At 71.6% G+C, this 21,465-nt stretch carries 24 protein-coding genes and 1 riboswitch; of the genes, 12 read left to right on the top strand and 12 right to left on the bottom strand.

The window, feature by feature from the left end; genetic code table 11:
• Positions 1–690, bottom strand: coding sequence for a hypothetical protein (locus ABD401_RS11695; RefSeq protein ID WP_344604845.1), 690 nt, complete (start codon positions 688–690; stop codon positions 1–3).
• 229 nt (positions 691–919) lie between these two features.
• Between ABD401_RS11695 and ABD401_RS11690 the strand changes: the two genes are divergently transcribed.
• Complete coding sequence (locus tag ABD401_RS11690; protein ID WP_344604843.1) at positions 920–1,324, top strand: hypothetical protein; 405 nt, start codon at positions 920–922, stop codon at positions 1,322–1,324.
• 4 nt (positions 1,325–1,328) lie between these two features.
• Here ABD401_RS11690 and ABD401_RS11685 read toward each other — a convergent pair whose 3' ends face one another.
• Positions 1,329–2,030, bottom strand: coding sequence for a winged helix-turn-helix transcriptional regulator (locus tag ABD401_RS11685; protein ID WP_344604841.1), 702 nt, complete (start codon positions 2,028–2,030; stop codon positions 1,329–1,331).
• Positions 2,031–2,167: 137 nt separating this feature from the next.
• On the opposite strand from ABD401_RS11685, the gene ABD401_RS11680 reads away from it, so the two are divergent.
• The 4 genes from ABD401_RS11680 to dinB are packed head-to-tail and all read left to right on the top strand — an operon-like array spanning position 2,168 to position 5,767.
• Complete coding sequence (locus tag ABD401_RS11680) at positions 2,168–2,680, top strand: DUF5701 family protein (RefSeq protein ID WP_344604839.1); 513 nt, start codon at positions 2,168–2,170, stop codon at positions 2,678–2,680.
• 23 nt (positions 2,681–2,703) lie between these two features.
• Positions 2,704–3,720: a sigma-70 family RNA polymerase sigma factor gene (locus tag ABD401_RS11675; RefSeq protein ID WP_344604837.1), complete on the top strand. Its 1,017-nt coding sequence runs from the start codon at positions 2,704–2,706 to the stop codon at positions 3,718–3,720.
• Between the two features lie 36 nt (positions 3,721–3,756).
• On the top strand, positions 3,757–4,554 hold the full coding sequence (locus ABD401_RS11670; protein WP_344604835.1) for a DUF899 domain-containing protein: 798 nt from the start codon (positions 3,757–3,759) through the stop codon (positions 4,552–4,554).
• Positions 4,532–5,767: a DNA polymerase IV gene (dinB, locus tag ABD401_RS11665; protein ID WP_344604833.1), complete on the top strand. Its 1,236-nt coding sequence runs from the start codon at positions 4,532–4,534 to the stop codon at positions 5,765–5,767. The genes ABD401_RS11670 and dinB overlap by 23 nt, the downstream gene beginning before the upstream one ends.
• A 7-nt stretch (positions 5,768–5,774) precedes the next feature.
• Here the strand turns inward: dinB and ABD401_RS11660 are convergent, their stop codons facing one another.
• The 3 genes from ABD401_RS11660 to ABD401_RS11650 all read right to left on the bottom strand — a co-directional run bounded on the left by ABD401_RS11660 (position 5,775) and on the right by ABD401_RS11650 (position 8,061).
• Positions 5,775–6,857, bottom strand: coding sequence for a class I SAM-dependent methyltransferase (locus ABD401_RS11660; protein WP_344604831.1), 1,083 nt, complete (start codon positions 6,855–6,857; stop codon positions 5,775–5,777).
• 84 nt (positions 6,858–6,941) lie between these two features.
• A complete protein-coding gene (locus tag ABD401_RS11655; RefSeq protein WP_344604829.1) occupies positions 6,942–7,460 on the bottom strand; it encodes an O-acetyl-ADP-ribose deacetylase in 519 nt (172 codons plus the stop codon).
• A 16-nt stretch (positions 7,461–7,476) separates the two neighbouring features.
• On the bottom strand, positions 7,477–8,061 hold the full coding sequence (locus ABD401_RS11650; protein WP_344604827.1) for a mismatch-specific DNA-glycosylase: 585 nt from the start codon (positions 8,059–8,061) through the stop codon (positions 7,477–7,479).
• 38 nt (positions 8,062–8,099) lie between these two features.
• Between ABD401_RS11650 and ABD401_RS11645 the strand changes: the two genes are divergently transcribed.
• The 5 genes from ABD401_RS11645 (at position 8,100) to ABD401_RS11625 (ending at position 13,409) form a co-directional block, all read left to right on the top strand.
• The gene (locus tag ABD401_RS11645) at positions 8,100–9,320 is read left to right on the top strand and encodes an acetyl-CoA C-acetyltransferase (RefSeq protein ID WP_344604825.1); all 1,221 of its coding nucleotides are present in this window, start codon (positions 8,100–8,102) and stop codon (positions 9,318–9,320) included.
• Positions 9,321–9,368: 48 nt separating this feature from the next.
• On the top strand, positions 9,369–10,481 hold the full coding sequence (locus tag ABD401_RS11640; RefSeq protein WP_344604824.1) for an ABC transporter substrate-binding protein: 1,113 nt from the start codon (positions 9,369–9,371) through the stop codon (positions 10,479–10,481).
• Between the two features lie 68 nt (positions 10,482–10,549).
• A complete protein-coding gene (locus tag ABD401_RS11635; protein ID WP_344604823.1) occupies positions 10,550–11,635 on the top strand; it encodes an iron-siderophore ABC transporter substrate-binding protein in 1,086 nt (361 codons plus the stop codon).
• 22 nt (positions 11,636–11,657) lie between these two features.
• Entirely contained in the window at positions 11,658–12,713 is a 1,056-nt protein-coding gene (locus ABD401_RS11630) for an ABC transporter substrate-binding protein (RefSeq protein ID WP_344604821.1), read from the top strand.
• 48 nt (positions 12,714–12,761) lie between these two features.
• Positions 12,762–13,409, top strand: a complete 648-nt coding sequence (locus tag ABD401_RS11625; protein ID WP_425566118.1) for an ABC transporter permease — start codon at positions 12,762–12,764, stop codon at positions 13,407–13,409.
• On the opposite strand, the gene ABD401_RS11620 is transcribed toward ABD401_RS11625, so the two are convergent.
• Positions 13,384–14,169, bottom strand: a complete 786-nt coding sequence (locus ABD401_RS11620; RefSeq protein WP_344604819.1) for an alpha/beta fold hydrolase — start codon at positions 14,167–14,169, stop codon at positions 13,384–13,386. The genes ABD401_RS11625 and ABD401_RS11620 overlap by 26 nt on opposite strands.
• A gap of 83 nt (positions 14,170–14,252) precedes the next feature.
• Positions 14,253–14,317: riboswitch (guanidine-III (ykkC-III) riboswitch) on the top strand.
• Between the two features lie 15 nt (positions 14,318–14,332).
• Here ABD401_RS11620 and ABD401_RS11615 point away from each other — a divergent pair.
• Positions 14,333–14,647 carry a DMT family transporter gene (locus ABD401_RS11615; RefSeq protein WP_344604817.1) on the top strand — a complete coding sequence of 105 codons (315 nt, stop codon included), beginning with the start codon at positions 14,333–14,335 and terminating at the stop codon, positions 14,645–14,647.
• Positions 14,648–14,666: 19 nt separating this feature from the next.
• Here ABD401_RS11615 and ABD401_RS11610 read toward each other — a convergent pair whose 3' ends face one another.
• Entirely contained in the window at positions 14,667–15,437 is a 771-nt protein-coding gene (locus ABD401_RS11610; protein ID WP_344604815.1) for an SDR family NAD(P)-dependent oxidoreductase, read from the bottom strand.
• A gap of 93 nt (positions 15,438–15,530) precedes the next feature.
• Between ABD401_RS11610 and ABD401_RS11605 the strand changes: the two genes are divergently transcribed.
• The gene (locus ABD401_RS11605; RefSeq protein WP_344604813.1) at positions 15,531–16,298 is read left to right on the top strand and encodes an SDR family NAD(P)-dependent oxidoreductase; all 768 of its coding nucleotides are present in this window, start codon (positions 15,531–15,533) and stop codon (positions 16,296–16,298) included.
• Positions 16,299–16,419: 121 nt separating this feature from the next.
• Here the strand turns inward: ABD401_RS11605 and ABD401_RS11600 are convergent, their stop codons facing one another.
• From ABD401_RS11600 to ABD401_RS11580, 5 genes are read right to left on the bottom strand one after another with little or no spacing between them, the layout of a single operon-like run.
• Complete coding sequence (locus ABD401_RS11600; protein ID WP_344604811.1) at positions 16,420–17,502, bottom strand: alpha/beta fold hydrolase; 1,083 nt, start codon at positions 17,500–17,502, stop codon at positions 16,420–16,422.
• Positions 17,499–17,741, bottom strand: coding sequence for a hypothetical protein (locus tag ABD401_RS11595; protein ID WP_344604809.1), 243 nt, complete (start codon positions 17,739–17,741; stop codon positions 17,499–17,501). The genes ABD401_RS11600 and ABD401_RS11595 overlap by 4 nt, the downstream gene beginning before the upstream one ends.
• Positions 17,738–18,565, bottom strand: coding sequence for an alpha/beta fold hydrolase (locus ABD401_RS11590; protein WP_344604807.1), 828 nt, complete (start codon positions 18,563–18,565; stop codon positions 17,738–17,740). The genes ABD401_RS11595 and ABD401_RS11590 overlap by 4 nt, the downstream gene beginning before the upstream one ends.
• On the bottom strand, positions 18,562–19,383 hold the full coding sequence (locus ABD401_RS11585; protein ID WP_344604805.1) for an alpha/beta fold hydrolase: 822 nt from the start codon (positions 19,381–19,383) through the stop codon (positions 18,562–18,564). The genes ABD401_RS11590 and ABD401_RS11585 overlap by 4 nt, the downstream gene beginning before the upstream one ends.
• 2 nt (positions 19,384–19,385) lie before the next feature.
• On the bottom strand, positions 19,386–21,329 hold the full coding sequence (locus tag ABD401_RS11580; RefSeq protein WP_344604803.1) for a flavin-containing monooxygenase: 1,944 nt from the start codon (positions 21,327–21,329) through the stop codon (positions 19,386–19,388).
• Positions 21,330–21,465 lie beyond the last annotated feature (136 nt).

The raw sequence follows: 21,465 nt of genomic DNA, 5'->3' as shown, positions 1-21,465 counted from the left end.
TCAGCGGGTCGAACGCTCGCTGAGGGTGAAGCCGAGGGCGGCGACGAACAGCCACACCGGGGCGAAGAAACCGGCCATGTACTGCAGCGGGCTCACACCGAAGGCGGTGGTGATGCCGCCGAGCACGAGCGAGACCCAGCCGATCCAGCGCGGGGCGGCGTCGTGCTTGAGCGCGGCGATGCCGACGGCGAGGGCGGTCACGCCGGCGCCGACCCACAGCCACGGCACGGTGCCGACCCAGTGGCCGAAGAACATCGCGTTGGACTCGGAGAAGCCCTCGTCCTCGCCGAGGCCGAACAGGAACTCGGTGTCGAGCGCCGACCCCATCAGGCCCGCAACCGAGACCAGCAGCAGACCCGACGCCGCGACGTTCGGCAGCAGGCTCCCGACGGGGGCCTGCTCCTCCAGACGCCGCTTGAGGCCGGCGGCGAACACGAGCAGCAGGAGGACGGTCGCCATCGTCGCGGTGTGGAACACGACGAGCCAGCCGCGGTCGTCGGCGAGGGTCTCGACCGTCGCGGCGCCGTTCGCGAGGTGGTCGTCCTCGTAGACCGGGGCGCCGTAGGTCAGCGAGGCGAAGATGCTCAGCGCGCCCGTCAGGCCGGCCGCGATGCCGGTGACGGCCCAGGCGCGGGACCGGCCCAGGACGGAGGCCGGGGAGTACGTGGCCGAGGGGGCGAGGGTGGTCATGGCAGTTCCTTCGTGAAGTTCGGCGGAGTACGTGCGGACCGTCCCGGCGCGGGTTGCGCCGCGGGGCACACGAAGGACTCTGGGGCGCCCGGCGTCCCGGGTACGAGGGCGCGGCGCCCGAGTTCCCGGGCAGTTCTCCCGGGTCGCTGTGGCGCATGTCATGCTGACACCCGCCCGGATACCCCCGGTCCGGCGCAGCAGATGCAGACCTCGAAAGGCACGACTTTCCATGACCGACCAACCGATCGACGAGGTCGTCAACTGCGAGATCCACGAGGCGTACCGCGTGGAGTTCGCGGCGATCGAGGACGTCGACTGGGCCTCCTACGCGGCCCCGGATGCCGACAACGCGCTGCAGGTGTGGCTCGGCAAGGACACCGAGGCCGGTGACACCGAGCTGCTGAACCTGCTCAAGTACGAGTCCCGCAGCTCGTTCGCCGACCAGGTGATCTTCGCCGGCCTGTTCGGTGACGGCACGACCCACGCCTCGATCACGGCCAGCAAGCAGCCCGGTGGCGACGTCTGGGCCGTCACCCACGCCGTCGTCTGCACCCTCGAAGAGGTTCCCCCGGAGGAGGCCGAGGAGGAGGACGAGTTCGGCTACCTCGAGGACGACGACCTGTTCGAGGAGTAGATCCTCAGGCCGGCACCGGCTCCGGTGCCGGCACCCCGTCCCCGAGCCGGAACGCGACGGTGAACGCCGTCAGCAGCGCCTCCGGGTCGGGGGCCGGGCCGTCGAGGTGGACCAGCCCGGCCGCGATCGCCTCGCGCGCGGAGACCTCGCCCGCGAACAGCCGCCGGACGTCGGGGCCGCCCACGATCACGAGGTCCGCCTCCGGGCCGGGGCCGGGCCCCGCCTCCAGCATGGCGCCCTCGACGCGGGCGAAGAACACCGTGGGTGCGTCCGGCGGACCGAGCACGAACCGGAACGCGGCCTGCAGGTCGGTCGCCGCGGACGGGCGGAACATCGCGCGCAGCGCGATCACCATCGCGTCCGGCGTCAGCACCTCGCCCGGCCGCGGGTCGGCCAGGTGCGCTGCGCCCCAGCTCCCGAGGCGCAGCACGACGTCCTCCAGCGCCCGGCCGTAGTCGGTCAGCTCGTAGACGACCCCGGAGTCCGGGCGCGGCAGCGGCCGTCGGCGGACGACACCGCCCTCCTCCAGTTCGCGCAGCCGCGTGCTGAGCACGTTGGACGGGATCTTCGGCAGCCCGCGGCGCAGGTCGGTGAACCGCTTGGGCCCGACCAACAGGTCGCGGATCAGCAGCAGGGCCCAGCGCTCGCCGACGAGATCGAGGGCGCGCGCGAGCCCGCAGTACTGTCCGTAGCTGCGTTCGGCCATGGTCCGGATTCTAGAGTCCAGTTCTCTTGACAAGCAATGGTTGTAAATAGCAACCTGACTGCGTGGCGCCCCGCGGAACTTCTCCGAGCACCCACTCGTCCGGTCCTGGTCGGTCCGGATCGGCAAGGGGAGTCCGAATGACAGACGCCGGTACGAGCGTGGCGGTGGCGGAGGTCGTCGTCCCGGCGGGGCCGGTGGACGTCGCCGCGGCGATGGCGCAGATCCGGATCGGGGACAAGCCGGGGTTCGTCTCGGCCGATCTCGCGGACTGGGGACGGTTCGCCCCGCGGCCCGACCTGGAGATACCGACCGGGTCCTACCGGCTCGTCGACGTCGAGCGCGGCGACGAGTACCGAAACTGGTCGCCGGACGAGGCGCTCCCGGCGATCACCGAGCGCGGGCGCACCCCGCTCACGATCGTCGAGGGCATCGCGCTGGTCACCGCGCACCCCGATCTGCTCGTGGCGAACCGCTGCTTCATGCTGCTCGGCTCCCGGTGCGGCGACAAACGCGTCCCGGCCCTCTGGATCAGCGGCGGCACCGGCAAGGACGGCCGCGAGCGCAAGGGCGCGGCCAAGCTCGGCTGGTGCTGGGCCGGTAACCGACACACCTGGCTCGGTCACGCCTCGGCCGCGTCCCGCGTCCCCTGACCGACCCGACCCCGGGAGTGCTCATGACGTCCTCCGTGCTCGACCCCGCCGGCGACCCCGCGGCCGCCGACGTCCTCGCCGAGGTCGAAACGCACCGCGTCGGGCTCACGGGCTACTGCTATCGGATGCTCGGGTCGAGCTTCGAGGCCGAGGACGCCGTCCAGGAGACGATGCTCCGGGCGTGGAAGGCGCAGGACTCCTTCGAGGGGCGCTCGTCGCGCAAGTCCTGGCTGTACCGCATCGCGACCAACGTCTGCTTCGACATGCTGGCGGCCCGTCAGCGGCGGGCGCGCCCGATGGATCTCGGCCCGTGTTCGCAGGCGCTGGACAACCACGCCCCGCCCACCGCCGAGTCGGTGTGGGTGGAGCCGTCGGTCGACGCGCGGACCCTTCCGGGGGTCGTCGACCCGGCCGAGGCGGCGCTGGCGAAGGAGTCCGTCCGGCTGGCCTTCGTCGCCGCCCTGCAGAAACTGCCGCCCCGTCAGCGCGCGGTCCTGCTCCTGCGTGAGGTGCTCCGCTGGTCCGCGGCCGAGGTGGCGGAACTGCTCGGGACGTCGGTCGCGTCGGTGAACAGTGCGCTGCAACGCGCCCGCGCGACGCTGGACACCTCGCCCGCGGTCGAGGCCGAGACCTACGAGCCCACCGACGCCGCGCAGCGCGAGCTGCTCGAGAAGTACCTCGACGCGTTCACCCGTTACGACATCGACGGCCTGGTGAAGCTGCTGCACTCCGACGCGACGATGTGCATGCCGCCGTACCCGATGTGGCTGTCCGGCCCCGAGCAGGTGTTCGCCTGGATGACCGGGCCCGGCAACCGGTGCGAGGGCTCGACGATGGTGCCGGTCTCCGCGAACGGCATGCCCGCCTTCGCCCAGTGGCGGCGGACCGAGGACGGGACGTCCTACTACCCCTGGTCGATCCAGGTCCTCGAGGTGCGCGACGGCGTCATCGTCGGGCTCAACTTCTTCCTCGACGTCGAACGCCTCTTCCCGCTCTACGGCCTTCCCGCGCACCCGGACGACCTGCCCGTCCCCGTCTGAGCGATGAGTTCCCCGCCCCCGGGCGGTCTGGGAGGTATGGGCACTCCCGAGGTGGTGGACCGCGCAACCTGGCTGGCGGCGCGCAAGGCCCTTCTTGAGCTCGAGAAGGAGGAGACGCGCTGGCGTGACCGCATCAATCGGGCCCGCCGGGCGATGCCGGCGGTGCGTGTCGAGCAGCCGTACGAGTTCCGCGGGCCGGACGGCCGGCGGACGCTGGCGGACCTCTTCGCCGGCCGGCGCCAGTTGATCGTCCTGCACCTGATGTTCGGCCCGGGGTGGGGCCGGTCGTGCCCGGGCTGCGCCTTCCACGCCGACGCCATCGGCGATCTGACGCACCTGCACGCCCGCGACACGACCTTGGTCGCGGTGTCCCGCGCGCCGTGGCCTGAGCTCGCCGCCTTCGCCCGCCGGATGGGCTGGGCCTTTCCCTGGTACTCCTCGGCCGGCAGCACGTTCCACTACGACTTCGGGGTCTCGCTCGACGAGCGCATCGCCCCCGTGCTGTGGAACCACCGGACCGCCGCCGAACTGCGGCAGGCCGGACTGGGCGCCCTCGCCGAGGCCGAGGAGCTCAACGGGGTCTCCGTGTTCCTGCGTCCCGAGCCGGACCGGGACACCGTCCTGCACACCTACTCGACCTACGGCCGCGGCGTCGAGCTCCTGCTGAGCACGTACATGTGGCTCGACCTCACCCCGTTCGGGAGGGGCGAGGGATGGGACGGCATGCCCGACCTCGGTGGGGGCCGGACCTGGGTCCGCCTGCACGACGAGTACGCGACAACCCCGCACCCGGCATGGGAACATATGTTCGATGAGCCGGGTGGAGAACGCTGACCGCCGCGAGGCGTCGATCCTGCACGCCGACCTGGACTCGTTCTACGCGTCGGTCGAGCAGCGGGACGACCCCGCGCTGCGCGGGCGGCCGGTCCTGGTCGGCGGCGGCGTGGTGCTCGCGGCCAGCTACGAGGCCAAGGCGTACGGCGTGCGTGGGGCGATGGGCGGGGTGCAGGCCCGTCGGCTCTGCCCCCACGCGGTCGTGGTGCCGCCGCGGTTCGAGGCCTACACCGAGGCGAGCCGCGCGGTGTTCCAGATCTTCGAGGACGTCACCCCGCTGGTGGAGGGCATCTCGATCGACGAGGCCTTCCTCGACGTCGGCGGGCTGCGGCGGCTCTCGGGTGCGCCGGCCGAGATCGGGATGCGCCTGCGGACCCGCGTCCGTGAGGAGGTCGGGCTCGCGATCACCGTCGGCATCGCGCGCACCAAGTTCCTCGCCAAGGTCGCGAGCCGGGTCGCCAAGCCCGACGGCCTGCTCCTCGTCCCGCCGGAGACCGAACTGGAGTTCCTGCACCCGCTGCCGGTGAACGCGCTCTGGGGCGTCGGGCCGGTGACGACGGCGAAGCTCGCCGAACGCGGGATCACGACCGTCGGCGAGGTCGCGACGCTTGCCCCCGAGGCGCTCACGGCGATGCTCGGCCCGGCGGCCGGGCGCCAGCTCTTCGCGCTCTCGCACAACCTCGACCCGCGCCCGGTCGTGGTCGGGCGCCGGCGGAGGTCGATCGGCTCCCAGTCGGCGTTCGGCCGCGGCCGCCGAATTCCGGCCGAGGTCGACGCCCTGACGATCGCGATCGTCGACCGGGTGATGCGGCGCGTGCGCGCGGCGCATCGGGTCGGGCGCACGGTGGTGCTGCGGCTGCGGTTCGACGACTTCACCTCGGTGACGCGCTCGCACACCCTTCCGGCCCCGACCGACGACACCGCCACCGTCCTGGCGGCGGTGCAGGCCCTGCTGGCCGCGGCCCGGCCGGTGATCGCGGAGCGCGGGCTGACGCTCGTCGGCGTCTCGGTCGCGGACCTCGACGACGCGGACGCCGTGCAGCTCGCGCTGCCGTTGCCGCGCTCGGGCACCGAGACGCCGACCGCCGGTGAAGCCGGGGCCCTCGACGCCACGCTCGACGCGGTGCGCGAACGCTTCGGCCGCGCCGCGATCGACCGGGCCGTTCTGCTCGGTCGGTCGACCGGGTTCGAGGTACCGAAGCTGCCCGACTGACGGGGCGTCAGTCGCGGCGCGAGACGTACACCGAGTCCATCGGGTCGTCCGGGACGTCGTGGACGGCGAGCACCTCGAACCCGGCCTCGGCGAGCATCGCCCGTGCGGTCTGCTCGCCCCACACGGTGCCGAGGCCGGCGCCGCCGAGGGCCAGGGACACGGTCATGCAGTGCAGGGTGCTGACGCCGTAGAGCAGCGGGGCGAACGGGTTGTCCAGGTTGTCCTCCAGGGCGCTGTTCGCCTTGATGTCGATCATCACGAACGTGCCACCCGGCGCGAGGGCGTCGTGGACGGCGCGCAGGACGCCGGCCGGGTCGCGCTGGTCGTGGATCGAGTCGATCGCGAAGACGACGTCGAACGAACCTGCGGGCAGCGTGCTGACGTCGCGGACCTCGAACGTTGCGTTGGACAGCCCGAGTTCGGCCGCCTCCTTGCGCCCGGCGTCGATGGCCTCGGTGGAGAAATCGAACCCGGTGAAGGCCGACGCGGGGAACTCCCCGGCCATCAGGTTGATCGCGTGCCCGGTCCCGCAGCCGATGTCGGCGACGCGAGCGCCCGAGCGGAACTGCTCCACCAGGCCGGCCGTCGGCAGGATGTCCTGGAGCAGGTGGCCGTCCAGCAGACCGCGGGACAGCAGGTCCATCGTGACGGTGAACTCGGGCCGGAAGGCCTCGTACGGGACACCACCGCCCTCGCGGAACGCCGTGGCGACCGCAGGCACGTGCGGGGCCATGACCGTCGCCATCCGCGTCATCGGGGCCAGGTCGGTCGGACCACCCCCGGTGAGACAGGCGGCGTGCTCCGCGGGGATCGAGTACGTGCGCGTCGTCGCGTCGTAGTCGACGATGCCGGCGGTGACGAGGGAACCGAGGCACTCGCGGACGTACCGCTCCTGCAGACCCGCGCGCGTCGCCAGGTCCTCGCTCGTCCCGGACCCGGTCGCCAGGGTGTCCAGCAGGCCGGTCCGGGCCGCGAGGTCGATCATCATCACCACGACCGAGGACGAGAGCATCTCGAACAGGCGACCGCCGAACTCCTCGGCCTTGGTCGCGTCGAACGAGGCGTTGACGGTGTCGGTGGGTGCGCTCATCGCGGTCTCCTCCCGCTCGGTCGATGCGCCCGACGCTAGACCGGCGGTCGAATCGGCGGAACCGCTCCGGCGCTTTCGAAGCTCTTACGAACCGTCAGACGCCGAGGCGGTGCGGAGCAACGCCGCCGTCCGGTCGTCGAAGGCGACGAGCAGGACGCGTGCGACGTCGGTGGCGGTGGACCGGATCGTGCGCACGGCGACCTCGGCGGCGAGCGCGGGCGGGTAGCCGTAGATCCCGGTCGAGATCGCGGGGAACGCGACGGTCCGCGCGCCCAGCGAGTCCGCGACCTCGAGGGAGCGGCGGTAGCAGGAGGCGAGCAGCTCGGGCTCGCCGGCGTCCCCGCCGTCCCAGACCGGTCCGACGGTGTGGATGACGTGCCGGATCGGCGGGTCCAGGTCGAAGGCCGGGGTCGCCTTCGCGTCGCCGGTCGCACACGGCGCCAGCCGTGCCCCCGCCCGCGCGAGCTCCGGCCCGGCTGCGCGGTGGATCGCGCCGTCCACGCCGCCCCCGCCGCGGAGGGCGGAGTTCGCCGCGTTGACGATCGCGTCGACCTCGAGCTCGGTGATGTCCCCGACGACGACCAGGATCTCGGCTGTGGCCATGACCCCACTGTGCCCGTCAGGCGACCGGCGGCGGGAACAGGGCGAGGCCGGCGGCGAGGGCGATCTCCCGGTAGGCGGCGGCGAGGTCGGGGATCTGGGCGTGGGCGTTGAGACCACTGGGGTTCGGCGCGACCCAGAGTTCGGCGCCGCCGAGGGTCTCGTCCTGACGGCCCGGCACCGCCTTGGGCCGGGCGAACGCGGCGCGGTAGGCCGTCACGCCGAGGACGGCGACGACCGCCGGCCGGATCCGGCGGACGCGGCGGACGAGCGCGCGGCCGCCGGCGACGAATTGCTCCGGGGTCAACTCGTCGGCGCGTGCGGTGGCGATCGGGACCACGTTGGTGATTCCGATGCCCCGCTCCAGCAGGTGCTCCCGGTCGCCCGGGCGGTAGCCGGCGGAGGCGTCGATCAGGTGGCCGGTGATGCCGGCCCCGTACAGCGCGGGGTAGAAGCGGTTGCCACGCTTGGCGAAGTGCGCCTGCGCCGCAGCGGTCCAGAGGCCGGGATTGATGCCGACGAGCAGCAGCCTCGTTTCCGGGCCCACGAGGTCGGGCACGGTTGCGCCGCGGTGGCGCTCCAGCTCCGCCCGTGAGAACCCCATCACACAGCCTTTCGCCGGGGGCGCTCTACGCTGCGGCCATGAGCGCCGGTACCGACATCGTCATCTGCGAGCCCCTGCGTACGCCCGTCGGGGGCTTCGGTGGGGGCCTGGCCCCGCTGGCTCCGCACCAGCTCGCGAGCATCGTCATCCAAGCCCTGATCGAGCGCACCGGGATTCCGGCGGACCGGGTCGACGACGTACTGCTCGGTAACTGCTACCCGACGATGGACGCCCCGGCGATCGGCCGCGTCGCGGCGCTGGACGCCGGACTGCCGGTGACCGTGACGGGCCTGCAGATCGACCGGCGTTGCGGGTCCGGCCTGCAGGCCGTCCTCTACGCCGCCATGCAGATCCGGGACGGCGCGTCCGAGATCGTGCTCGCCGGTGGCGCGGAGTCGATGTCGAACGCCGCGTTCTACTCGACCTCGATGCGCTGGGGCGCCAAGGGTGCCGGCGGCGTGATGCTGCACGACGCGCTGGCCCGTGGCCGCGTCACCGCCGGTGGGCAGAACTACCCCGTCCCCGGCGGGATGCTCGAGACCGCGGAGAACCTGCGCCGCGAGTACTCGATCCCCCGGGCCGAGCAGGACGAGTTCGCCGTCGAGAGCCACCGCCGGGCGACCGCCGCCCGCGACGCCGGGATCTTCGCTGAGGAGATCGTCCCGGTCACCGTGCCGGGCCGGAAGGGCGACACCGTCATCGACACCGACGAGCACATCCGCCCGGATGCCTCGATCGAGTCCCTCGCCAAGCTCAAGCCGGTGCTGGCCAAGCAGGACCCCGAGGCCACCGTCACCGCCGGCAACGCCTCCGGCCAGAACGACGGCGCCTCCATCTGCGCGGTCATGACCCGCGCGACGGCCGAGTCGCTCGGCCTGCGCCCGCTGGTCCGTCTCGTCAGCTGGGGCGTCGCCGGCGTCCCGCCGAAGACGATGGGCATCGGGCCGGTCCCGTCGACCGCCAAGGCGCTCGCCGCGGCGGAGCTCAAGCTCGCCGACATCGACCTGATCGAGCTCAACGAGGCCTTCGCCGCCCAGGTGCTCGCCTGCACCCGCGAGTGGGGCTTCACCGGCGACGACTTCGCCCGGCTCAACGTCCACGGCTCCGGCATCTCGATGGGTCACCCCGTCGGCGCCACCGGCGGCCGGATCCTCGCCACCCTCGCCCGCGAGATGGTCCGCCGCGACGCCCGGTACGGCCTCGAGACCATGTGCATCGGCGGCGGTCAGGGCCTGACCGCGATCTTCGAGAAGGCCTGACACACCGGCGAAACCCACGGTTTGGTAAGCCTGCCCTAAGGTGGGCGCATGCCGGTGACGTTGCGTTCCCGCCGTGTCCGCCGCGGTTGCGCCGCGCTCGCCCTCGTCGTCCTCGCGCCGCTCACCGCGTGCGCGAACGACGACGACCCGCTCGCCTCGTCCTCGGGGTCGTCGTCGGCGTCGACCGCCGAGACCCCGACCGAGTCCGCCGCCCCGGCCGCGGACTCGTTCCCGGTGACGATCGAGCAGTCCGTCGGCAACGTGACGATCCCGTCGGCGCCGAGCCGCGTGGTCGCGCTGGACTTCCCCAGCGCCGACGCCTCGATCGCGCTCGGGGTGATCCCGGTCGGGATGCAGAACATCACCTACGTCGAGGGCGGCGTCCAGGAGTGGACGAAGGAGGCGCTCGGCACGAACCCGGTGCCCGAACTGATCGATCAGGACAACGGCTTCCCGTTCGAGCAGATCGCGGCGCTCGACCCCGACGTCATCCTCGCGACGAACACGTACCCGCTGATCACCGAGAACTGGTCGCAGCTGAACGCGATCGCCCCGGTCGTCGGGCACGTCGACGAGGCCGGCGGTGACGACTGGCAGGACGGCTTCCGCAAGATCGCGCGGGCGCTCGGGAAGACCACCGACGGCGACCGCCTCCTCGCCGAGGCCGAGAGCGTGATCACCCAGACCAAGCGCGACCACCCCGAGTTCCTGGGTCGGACGGCGTCGTTCTTCAACTTCGTGCCCAACGACGGCCTGTACGTCATCAGCTCCAACGACGACGTGTCGATGCGCTTCATCCGCGACCTCGGCTTCGCCGGGGCGCCGACGTCGGTCACCGCGCTCAACAACAGCGGAACCCCCGTCTCGGCGCGCGCGCTGATCAGCGCCGAGCGGTACTCGGTGATCGACGCCGACGTCCTCCTCGGCACCAGCACGGACCCCGCTGCGCTGGACGAGCTGGAGAACAGCGACCTGTTTCAGCGGGTACCCGCGGTCGCCCGCGGTTCGTTCCTCGGCTTCGGCATCGGTCCGGCCACCGCGATGGCGTTCCCCTCGATCCTGTCCGTCCAGTACGCGGTGCGGGAACTGATCGACGACCTGGCCGACGCGGTGCGGGCGGACGAGACAGCCGGTGCGAGCGCCTCCCCGACCTCTAGTTAGGATCGCCTAACCTAATGCCGCCGGAGGTTCAGATGACGGTCCGCCGATCCCTGCGCAGATTTTCCGTGGTGGCGGCGGTTGCCGCGTTGGCCCTCGGCCTCACCGCCTGCGCGGACGACGACGACGATCTCGCGTCGTCCTCGGCCTCCGAGCCGGCGGCCACGGCGACCACGAGCGCGACCAGCGCGCCCGCGTTCCCGGTGTCGATCGAGCACGCCTGGGGGACCGCGGTCGTCGAGCGGGAGCCGACCCGTGTGCTGAGCCTGGGCTACCAGGACCAGGACTCGATCCTGGCGCTCGGGGTGAAGCCCATCGCGGTCCGTTACTGGTTCGGCCCCGACGACGACCAGATCTGGCCGTGGGCCGAGGAGGCCGCGGGCAGCGACGGCAAGGACGTCGAGATCCTGACGATGACCGACGGCATCCAGTTCGAGAAGATCGCCGCGCTCGACCCGGACCTCATCGTCGGCGTCTACTCCGACCTCGACCAGACCAGCTACGACCGGCTGTCGCAGATCGCGCCGACCATCGGCCGGCCGAAGGACCACATCGACTACGGCACCCCTTGGGACGTCCAGCTCGAGATCACGGCGAAGGCGCTCGGCCGGTCCGATCGAGCTCGTGAGTTGATCGACGCCGTCGAGGCGAAGTTCTCCGAGATCAGGGACCGGCACCCCGAGTGGGCCGGCAAGGAGGTCGCGGTCGCGAGCTTCGGCGGCGCCGACGACTCCCTCGCCACCTTCGCCGGCTCCGACCCGCGGTCCCGCTTCTTCCAGAAGCTGGGCTTCGTCACGCCGAAGGAGATCGACGACGCGGCGGGCGATGCGTTCTACCTCAAGGTCGCCAAGGAGAACGCGCGGATGCTCGACCGGGACCTGTTGGTCTGGGACCAGGTCTCCTACACCGAGGGCGGCCGCTCGACCATCGACAATGACCCGCTGTTCAGTCAGTTCGACGCGATGAAGGAAGGCCGCGTCGTCTACACCGAGGGCGACATCGAGTTCGCGTACGCCTTCAACACCGTGCTCAGTCTTCCGTACGTCCTCGACCGGATCGAGGCCCTGATCGAAGCCGCCCTCGACAGGGACGGCGGCGAAGGCGCCACCGGTTCCGAGGAGTCGGCGAGCCCCTCTGCCAGTACATCGTCCAGTTGACGGCCCCTCAGGAGGACTGCCCGTGAAGCCCCCGCTCGCCGGAATCAACCGTCGCACCTTCCTCACCGGATCCGCGTCGCTGCTGCTGCTCGCCGCCTGCGCGGACGACGACGACGATCTCGCCAGCCCGTCGGCGAGCGTCCCGGAGGAGGAGCCCTCGGCCTCGGCGAGCGCGGTGCCGTCCGACGGCCCGTGGCGCTACACCGACGACCTCGGTCAGCTCATCGAACTGGAGAAGCGCCCGGAGCGGATCGTCGCCTACAGCAGCGCGGCCGCCGTCCTGTGGGACCTCGGCATCGAGGTCGTCGGGACGCTGGGCCCGGTCAAGGACGCCGACGGCACCGCGCTGAAGGTGGCCGGGCGCATCGACGTCTCGCGGATCACCGACACCGGTGCCGAGGAGACCGATCTGGAGAAGCTCGCGGCGCTGGACCCGGACATCATCGTCCTCCAGCGCAACGCCGAGGCGATCGACTACTACCCGATCACCGAGTCCCAGGAGGCCGACGCCCGCAAGATCGCGCCGTTCGTCGCGGTCTGGGCCTACGGCACCGACGCCGAGACCGTCGTGCGGTCCTACGAGCGGCTGGCCGAGGCGCTGGGCGCGGACCTGAACGCGCCCGACCGGCAGGCTGAGCGCACCCGGCTCGTCGACGCGCAGGCCAACCTCAAGAGCACCCTCGAGGGCAAGTCGGGGCTGAAGGTCATGTTCGTCTCGGCGTACGAGGACCAGCTCTACGTCGCCAAGACCGCGGACTACCCGGACCTGAAGACGTTCCAGGCCCTCGGCATGGACATCGTGGATCCGGGCGGCAGCGAGCCCTACTACGAGGCGCTGTCCTGGGAGAACGCCAACAAGTTCCCGGCAGACCTGATCTTCGTCGACGACCGTTCCGCCGCCCTGCAGCCCGACGTGCTCGAGCGCGACCAGCCGACCTGGGCCAACCTGCCCGCGGTGAAGGCGGGTCAGATCGGCGCCTGGAACGGCGAGGCGGTCTTCAGCCCGCGCGGGTTCGCCGACGCGATCGAGGAACTGACCAAGGTGGTGGCCGAGGCCGACACGGCGGTGGTGAGCTAGTCCCGGGCCCTGCCCGGGGGCTCGCCGCCGTAGGGAGCCCGGGAGGTTCTGGTCGCGGCGGCGCGGGCCGCCCTCCAACTGACGGTGGTCGCGCTCGTCATCGCGGCCGTTCTGCCGTCCGACGCCCTGTCGTTCGTGTTCGTCGGCGGGATGCTCGTTGCGGCCGCCGTCACCAGTGCCCAGCGGATCGTCGGGTGGCGGAGCGCGCCCTGGGCCGGGCTCGCGGTGGCGACCGGCGCGGTCCCGGTGCTGACGTTGATTCTCGCGTCCGGCGCCGTGCCCTTCTCTGGCCCGGCGATAGTCGCGACCTCCGGCATCGTGATCGGGGGAGCGATGACCGCGTGCGGACAGGCCGGACGGCGGGCGCGGGACGAGCTGCGCGCCCGGGCGGGGGAGTTCGAGGCCGCGCTGGCGCTCGGCTTCGACCGCCGCGCCGCCGGCCTGGAGATCGCGCGGCCGTCCGCGGCGCAGGCGCTGTTCCCCCCGCTCGACCAGACCCGCACCGTCGGCCTGGTCACGCTGCCGGGCGCCTTCATCGGCGTCCTGCTCGGCGGCGGCAGCGCGGCTGAGGCGGCGTCAGCTCAGATCCTCGTGCTGTTCGGCCTGCTCGCCGCCGAGATCGTCGCGGTCGCCGTGACGCTCGAGCTGGTGGTGCGGAATCGCTTCGCCGTCAGGACAGCGAACGCAGGAACTTGAGGATCGCCGCGTTCACCGGCTCGGGGTGGGTCAGGTTCGCGGCGTGCGCTCCGCCGCGGACGACGACCACGCCGTCGCTCCCCGACAGTCGCGCGCTCATCTCCTCCGCGCGCTCGAGCTCGATCGCCGAGTCGTTGTCGCCGTGGATCACCAGTGCCGGACAGGTGATGTCCCCGAGGCGGTCGACGAGGCTCTCGCGCTCGAGCAGGCAACGGCCGGGTTCGCGGATCGTCTCGTGCGGCCGGGACTGCCAGCGCGCGATCCACTGCCTGTTGAGGTCGGGGTCGTCGAGGATGATCCCGGCGACGATGTTCGCGAGGTCGTCGCCGGGACCGACCGTCGCCCACGCCTCGATCAGGTCGGCGTAGAGGTCGACCTTGTCCGGATTCTCGGCGCCCGCCTGAGTGTCGATCAGGATCAGGCCGCGCCTGCGTTCCGGCGCGAGGAGGGCGACGCGCAGCGAGGCGAACCCGCCCTGGGACATTCCGGCGAACACCGCGCGCTCGATGCCCAGGTGGTCGCAGAGCGCGAGGACGTCGCTCGCGTTGTCCCAGTAGGTGAAGGGCTTCTCGTCGAACTCGGTGGCCCCGAACCCGCGGGCGTCCCAGGTGATCACCCGGAACTCGCCGGCGAGCGCCGCCACCTGGGGCGCGAACATCGAGGAGTCCATCAGAAAGCCGTGCGAGAACACGACCGGGGGCCCGTCGCCACCGCTGTCGGTGTAGAAGATGCGCTGCCCGTTGATGTCCGCGTACGCCATGGGGGCCTCCTCCGCTGCGCGCACGCTACCGGCGGGAGGTCGCCGGCAGAAGGTCCGCGGCGGCCGGGTCGTCTACCCTGAAGGCGGAGCCGCAGCCGCGGCCTCCCCGGACGAGTGCGTCGTACCCGGCACGACAAGACGACGCCCACCGCGGAGGTGCGTCATGGCGTGGTTCGTTCTCGTGATCTCCGGGCTGCTCGAAGCCGTCTGGGCCTCGGCGCTCGCCCAGTCCCGTGGCCTGACCCGCCTCGGGCCGTCGGTGCTGTTCGCCGTCGCCGTGGTGCTCAGCATGATCGGCCTGGCCTACGCGCTGCGCACCTTGCCCGTCGGCACCGGTTACGCGGTGTGGGTGGGCATCGGCGCGACCGGCACCGCGCTCTACGGCATGGTCGCCCTCGACGAGCCGGCGTCCCTCGCCCGGATCCTCTGCCTGCTCGCGATCGTCGCCGGGGTCGTGGGGCTCAAGCTGGCGCACTGACGCCCCGACGTGGCGGTGGTCAGGCCCGCATGTAGGCGCCGGAGGAGACGTTGATCGTCTCGCCGGTGATCGACCGGCCGGAGTCGCCGGCGAGGAACAGCACCGCGTTGGCGATGTCCTCCGGCGTGATGGTGTGCTGCAGCGGGGCGCGCTCGTGCAGGCGCCGCAGGTCGTCGGCGGGGATCATCCGGGACAGGAACGGGTTCGGGACCAGCCCGGGGGCGACGCCGTTGACGCGGACCCCGAAGCGGCCGACCTGCGCGGCCGTCGCGCGCGTGAGCCCCACGACCCCGGACTTCGCGGTCTGGTAGACGACGTTGTCGGGGATGACGTCGGTCCACGCCTCGATCGAGGCGATGTTGACGATGCAGCCCGACCCGCGCTCGATCATGTGCGGCAGGACCGCTCGCATCAGCAGGAAGTGCCCCGTCAGACAGACGTCGAGCACCCGGTGCCACGACTCGGTCGACGTCTCCCACAGCGGCGCCGGCTCCGAGGTCCCCGCATTGTTCACGAGCAGGTCGATCCGGCCGCGGTCGGCGAGCACCTCGTCGACGAGCGCGGTGATCGCCGCCTCGTCCCGCACGTCGAGCGGCCGGCCGACGATCTTGCGCCCGGTCTCCTCGGCGAGCGCGTCCGCGACCTTCGCGGTCCGGCCCGCGTCGAGATCGGTGATGACGACGTCCGCGCCGGCGAGTGCCAGCGTCCGCGCCGTCGCCCGGCCGATGCCCGCGCCCGCGGCCGCGGTGATCAGCGCGACCTGGCCGTCGAGCGCTCCTGCTGCCGTCATCGGTTGCTCCTTCGGCCCGCACCCTAGAAATATTGCGACGATGTGTCGCAGAATAGGGGCGGAGATCTCGCGACGTAAAGGAGCGCAGCGCAGATGGCAGGACTGGTCGAGGGCAAGGTCGCAGTCGTCACCGGAGCGGCGAGCGGCATCGGACGTGCGGCTGCGCTCGCGCTCGCGCGCGAGGGTGCGAAGGCCGTCGTGGTGGCCGACATCCGCAAGGACCCGCGGGAGGGTGGGACCCCGACCCAGGAGGCCGTCGCCGAGCACGGCGCCGAGGGTCGCTTTGTCTCCTGCGACGTCTCGCGGCCGGCGGACCTCGAGGCGGCGGTCGCCGCCGCCGACGAGTTCGGCGGCATCGACATCATGGTGAACAACGCCGGCATCGTGATCCCGAAGGACTTCCTCGACATCACCGAGGAGGACTACGACCGCCAGATGGACACCAACGCCAAGGGCGCGTTCTTCGGCACGCAGGCCGCGGCGAAGAAGATGGCCGAGAAGGGCGCCGGCGTCATCGTCAACGTCTCCAGCATCCTCGGCTTCGCGGGCAGTGCCGGCGTCGCGGCGTACAGCAGCTCGAAGGGCGCCATCAAGCTGATGACCTACTCCGCGGCGCAGGCCCTGGCGCCGAAGGGAATCCGGGTCAACGCGATCCACCCCGGCGTCATCACGACCGAACTCGTCACCGGCGACTTCGGTCTCCCCGCCGAAATGGCGGCTCAGGTCTTCCCGATCCCGATGGGCCGCCCCGCCGGTCCCGACGAGATCGGTGACGCGATCGCCCTGCTGTGCAGCAACCACGCCCGCTACATGACCGGCTCCTCGCTGCTCGTCGACGGCGGTCTGATCAACACGACCTGACCGCGGCACACCGCCACACCGCGGTCGGCGACGGGGCGGCCGACCTGCGGTCAAGAAAGGGTGACACCCCTTACTGCGGAGTAAGGGGTGTCACCCTTTTCCGACAGGGGGTCAGCGGGGGTCAGCGGGGGTCGCTGTGGTCGGCGAGCCAGCCGAGGATCCGCGGCACGGTGTGGCGGGCGGCGGTGCGGCCGGTGGTCAGGCTGGCGTGGCCGGCGGAGAGCTCGAGGGTCTCGGGCTTCGTGCCGGTCAACAGGTCCGCGAGCGGGCCGGTCGCGCCGGCGGGCACGAGTTCGTCGCGGTCGCCGGTCACGATCAGGACGGGCATCGTCAGGTCCGCGAGGTGGACGGCGCGGCCGTCGAGACGCAGCGAGTCGGTGACGAACGCGTTCGCCTGTATCCACTGATCGGCGATCTGGAGGAAGAAGCCACCGGGCAGGGGTGAGTGCTGCTCGAAGCACCGGTTGAGGGCCTGATAACCCTTCAGATACTCCTCGTTCCAAAGGTTCTGCCAGAGATTCGAATACTTGACCACCGGCGCGGTCGGCTTGAGCACGGAGAAGAACGCCGCGATCAGCGCGGCCGGGACGTTCCCGTCGGAGTCGAGGACGGTCGCGGGGTCCAGTCGACGCTCGGCGACGGCGTCGACCATCGCGCCGAGGTGACGGAAGTCCACCGGCGTCGCGATGACGACGAGGTTGCGCACCGGCGCGGCGGGGTCCGCGGCCAGCGCCTGCAGCGCCATGGTGCCGCCCATGCAGTAGCCGAGAACGCTGAGCTCGGCGCTGCCGGTCTCGCGCTGTGCGGCGCGCAGGGCGCGGGGGAGGTACCGCGCCAGGTAGGTCTCCAGGGTGTTCGCGCAGTCGTCGGCGTCCGGGATCCCCCAGTCGAGCACGAAGGTGTCGAAGCCCGCCTCGAGCATCCGCGCGACGAAGCTGTTCCCGGTGTGCAGGTCGAAGATGTAGGACCGTCCGACCAGCCCACCGAGCACGACGACCGGTGGACCCAGCCGCGGTTCGGGACCCAGGCCGTGTCCGCTGTAGTGCCGCAGCTCCGCCTTGCCCTCCCGCCACACGACGCGACTCGGCGTCGGACCGATCGGCGCGAACTCGGTCCCGGCGAGGTAGCGGACGCCGTTGCGGAACCGCCCGACGCTGCGGCCGACCTCTCGGGTCACCCAGGCGATCGGGCCGACCGCGCTCATCGCGGCGGCGCCCCGTCCTCCAACCGCCGCGAGAGCTCCGCCAGTTCCTCACGGGTGCTCGCCAGCTGACGGCGCAGGGCAGCGACGTCGCCCCGGGTCGGCAGGTTCACCGCGTGCAGCACCGCGCCCGCCGGGCGTTCGACCAGGCGCGTCACCGAACCCTGCAACCGGAAGCCGCGCAGCAGCAGGTCGGTCGCGGTGCGCGTGCCGAGGGCCGCTTCCAGGCGGCGCCCGATCATTGCCCCGCCGCCAGGAAGTCGTCGATCACGGAGCTCACCTCGTCCGGACGTTCGAGGAACAGATGGTGCCCGGCGCCGCGCACCAGGTGCAGTTCGGCGTGGGGGATCAGCGCGGCGATCGCCTTCGCGTTGACCGGGCGGGCCAGTGGGTCGTCGTCGCCGTTCACGACGAGCGTCGGCTGCCGGATCAGGCGGAGCATCGGCATCGTCGACCAGGTCGTGACCGCCAGCATCTGGTAGAGGTAGCCGCGGGTGTCGGGGGACTCGGTCGTCCGCAGCGCAGCGGCCTGCTGGACGAGGTCGGGGTTGCGGCGCATCTCGCCGCCGAGCAGCTTCGGCGCCAGGGCGGCGTAGTGCTGGGGGTCGCGCAGGCGCCGCATCGAGAGCAGACCGGCGAAGGCGATCGGGTGCGAGGGGATGCTGCCCCACCCGGTGTTCGTCGACATCAGGACCACGCGACGGACCCGTCGCGGCGACGTCCACGCGAGCTGTTGCGCGATCATCCCGCCGAGGGAGTAGCCGAGGACGTCGACCCGGTCGAGCTCGAGGGCGTCCATCAGCTTCGTCAGCATCCGCGCCGACCCGGCGATCCCGAGCGGAAGCGTCGGGGTGGGCGACTCCCCGGTTCCGGGGGCGTCGAAGGCGAACGTCCGAATCCCCGTCAGATGGCGGCGCAGCGGGTCCCACATCCGGACGTGTCCGCCGAGCCCGTTGACGAGCAGCAACGGCGTGCCGCTGCTCTCCGCCGGCCCGGCGACGGAGACGCGCAGGTCGTGGCGGCCCGCCCGGACCGTGCGCTCCTCGGTGGTGACCGGGGCGCTCACGTCTCGACCTCGGCGAGGAAGGTCAGCAGCGTCTCGTCGAAGGCCTCGGGAACTTCGAGCATCGGGTAGTGCCCGCAGTCGAGTTCCACCAGCCGGCCGTCCGGCAGGCGTTGCTGCAGCCAGGCCGCGCCCGCGATCGGGGACACCGGGTCGACGGCGCCCATGATCTGCAGAACCGGGAGCTTGAGCGCCCCGACGTCCGCGATCTGGTCCGTGTGCAGGTAGGTCCGGTAGCAGGCGATCGCCGCCCACGACGGCATCTGCAGCTGCATGCGCAGCAGCCAGCCGAGCACGTCGGGGTCGGGCTCGACACGGAACGCGGAGGCGATCGTGCGCCGCCGCGTCTCGATGCGCTTGGTCCGCTCCAGCCGGACGAGCCGCGCCTCGAGGTCCGCGGCGTCCCCGCCGAACGGGAACTCCGCGCTCGCGCTCGCGCGCACCGCGTTGGAGCCGACGAACACCAGTTGAGCCAGGCGCTCCGGCGCGGTGACCGCGGCGCGCATGGCGATCTGTGCCCCGAACGACCAGCCGACGAGCGTGACGTGGCGCAGGTCCAGACGGTCGAGCACCGCGACGACGTCGGCGGCGAGTCGGTCCATGCCGTAGTCGTTCAACGGCTTCGACGACTGACCCGTCCCCCGGACGTCGAGGGCGAGGGCGCGGTAGCCCGCGGTGGTGAGGGGATGGACCTGACCCTGCCACGCGTCGGAGTGCAGACCGAAGCCGGCGACGAACAGGACCGGCCGGCCCGCGCCCTCCGCGGGCCGGTGGTCCTCGACGTGGATCTCGACGCCGGGTTCGACCTCGAGGCGAGGCACGGTCAGCCGGCCTGGACCGGCGCCGGATCCGTGGCCGGCGTGAGGTGGAAGTCGTCGAGGTTCACGTCGTGCGTCATCTGCCAGAACTCGACGTTGGTCCAGGGCATCGGGATCACGATGCGTCCGGCGGCGTTCCGGTAGTACGTCGTCATGCCCGGGTGTGACCAGATCGTGCGGGTGAGCGCGTCGCTGATCCGGCGGTCGTAGGCCTCGAAGACCTCCTGCCGTACCTCGATGCTGCTCGTCTCGCCGCTCGCGAGCGTCAGCAGCAACGACATGACGTAGCGGACCTGCATCTCGATCGTCAGTGCCGCGCTGCCGCCGTGCGCGGCGAAGGTGTTCGGGCCGAGCAGCAGGAAGAAGTTGGGGAAGTCCGGCACGGTGGTGCCGAGGTAGGCACGGGCGTCGTCCTCGCCCCAGACCTCGCGCAGGCTCTTGCCGGACCGGCCGCGAACCTCCATCGGACCGAGCACGCGCACCGCCTGAAATCCCGTGGCCAGCACGAGGATGTCCGCCGGGTGCTCGACGCCGTTCGCATCGACGACGCTGTGCTCCCGCACCTCGACGACCGGGTCCGTGCACAGCGTCACGTCGTCGCGGGTCATCGTGCGGAACCAGCCGTTGTCCAGCAGCGGGCGCTTGCCGTACGGCGGGTAGGTCGGCAGGCACTTGTCAAGCAGGTCCTGCCGGTCGCCGAGCTCGGAGCGGATGTACTCCGTGAGGTACTCGCGGTGCTTGTCGTTGCTGCGGTTGACGGCGCGCTCCGGGTGCGGCCAGTCGGGGTCGATCTGCAGCGCCGGGTAGAGCCGGTCGCCGAAGTTCCAGACCAGCCGCAGGCGGTACCAACCCAGGTAGAACGGGACGTGCGCCATCAGCGTCCGCGTCGCCTCGCTGGTCTCGCGCATGTAGTTGGGGTTCGGCAGGCCCCACTGAGGGGAACGCTGAAAGACCGTCACATGAGCAGCGGTGCCCGCGATCGCCGGCACGAGTTGCATTGCGCTGGCGCCGGTGCCGATGACGAGGACCCGCTTGCCGGTCACGTCCACCGAGGTGTCCCAGTTCGCGGTGTGCATACTCGGGCCGGCGAACGTCTCCAGCCCGGGGATCGCCGGGATCGACGGCCGGTTCAGCAGGCCGACGCCGCTGATGACCGCGTTCGCAGTGAGGGTGTCGCGCTCGCCGGCGGAGCTGCGAACGGTCACGCGCCACTGCTGCGTGTCCTCGTCCCAGCTCATCGTCTCGACCTCGGAGTCGAACCGGATGTGGCGACGCAGGTCGTAGTGGTCGGCGACCTCTTCGAGGTAGCCGTAGAGCTCGTCGCGCTTGGCGAAGTACCGCGACCAGCTGGGCGACTGGGCGAACGAGTAGCAGTAGAGGTGGCTCGGGGTGTCGACGCCGCAGGCGGGGTAGACGTTCTCCAGCCAGGTGCCACCGACGGCCGGATTCTTGTCGAGAATCGTGAAGGCGATGCCGGCCCTCTTGAGCTTGACCGCGGCGCACAGCCCCGACAGACCGGCGCCGATCACCAGCACCTCGATGTGACGGATCGTCATGCCCGGCGGGGGCACCGGGTCGCGGTCGGCGACGCCGAACTCCTCGGCCAGCAGGCCGCCCAAGTCGGCCGGCAGTTGCTGGGACGAGCCGAGCGAGACGTGCAGCATCTCGGTCAGGCGCTCCGGCGAGGGTGGTGGCGCGGCTTCGAACTCGCCGTCGTGCCAGGCGCGGAGCACCGTGAAGGCCTCCGCGCGTGCCTGCGCCTGGAGCTCGGGGGTCAGGCCCGCCGAGTCGTGGTCGTCGACGCCGAGGGGGCTCGTCGGCCGGTACCTCCCGGTCAGCCAGGTGTCGTCCCCGGTGAGCTGGGCCAGCGCGGCGAGCAGCGTCGGGAGGTTCGCTTCCTGCAGTGCGCTGCGCAACTCGTCGTCGCCGATCTCGGTGCGCAAGGGCACGGCCGCCGACCGGATGTCGGCAGACCATCTTTTTTGACTCGGCACGTCTCAATAATAGGCGGGCCGAGGTCCGCGTCAAGTGCGGACTCGAGCCGTCGTCAGCCGTTGACGTGCCGCCCACCTGCGGGAAAGTATT

This window comes from Sporichthya brevicatena (genome assembly GCF_039525035.1).
GTDB classification, from domain to species: domain Bacteria; phylum Actinomycetota; class Actinomycetes; order Sporichthyales; family Sporichthyaceae; genus Sporichthya; species Sporichthya brevicatena.
The sequence above is the reverse complement of the archived record's forward strand: the minus strand, read 5'-3'. Positions and strand labels throughout refer to the sequence as shown.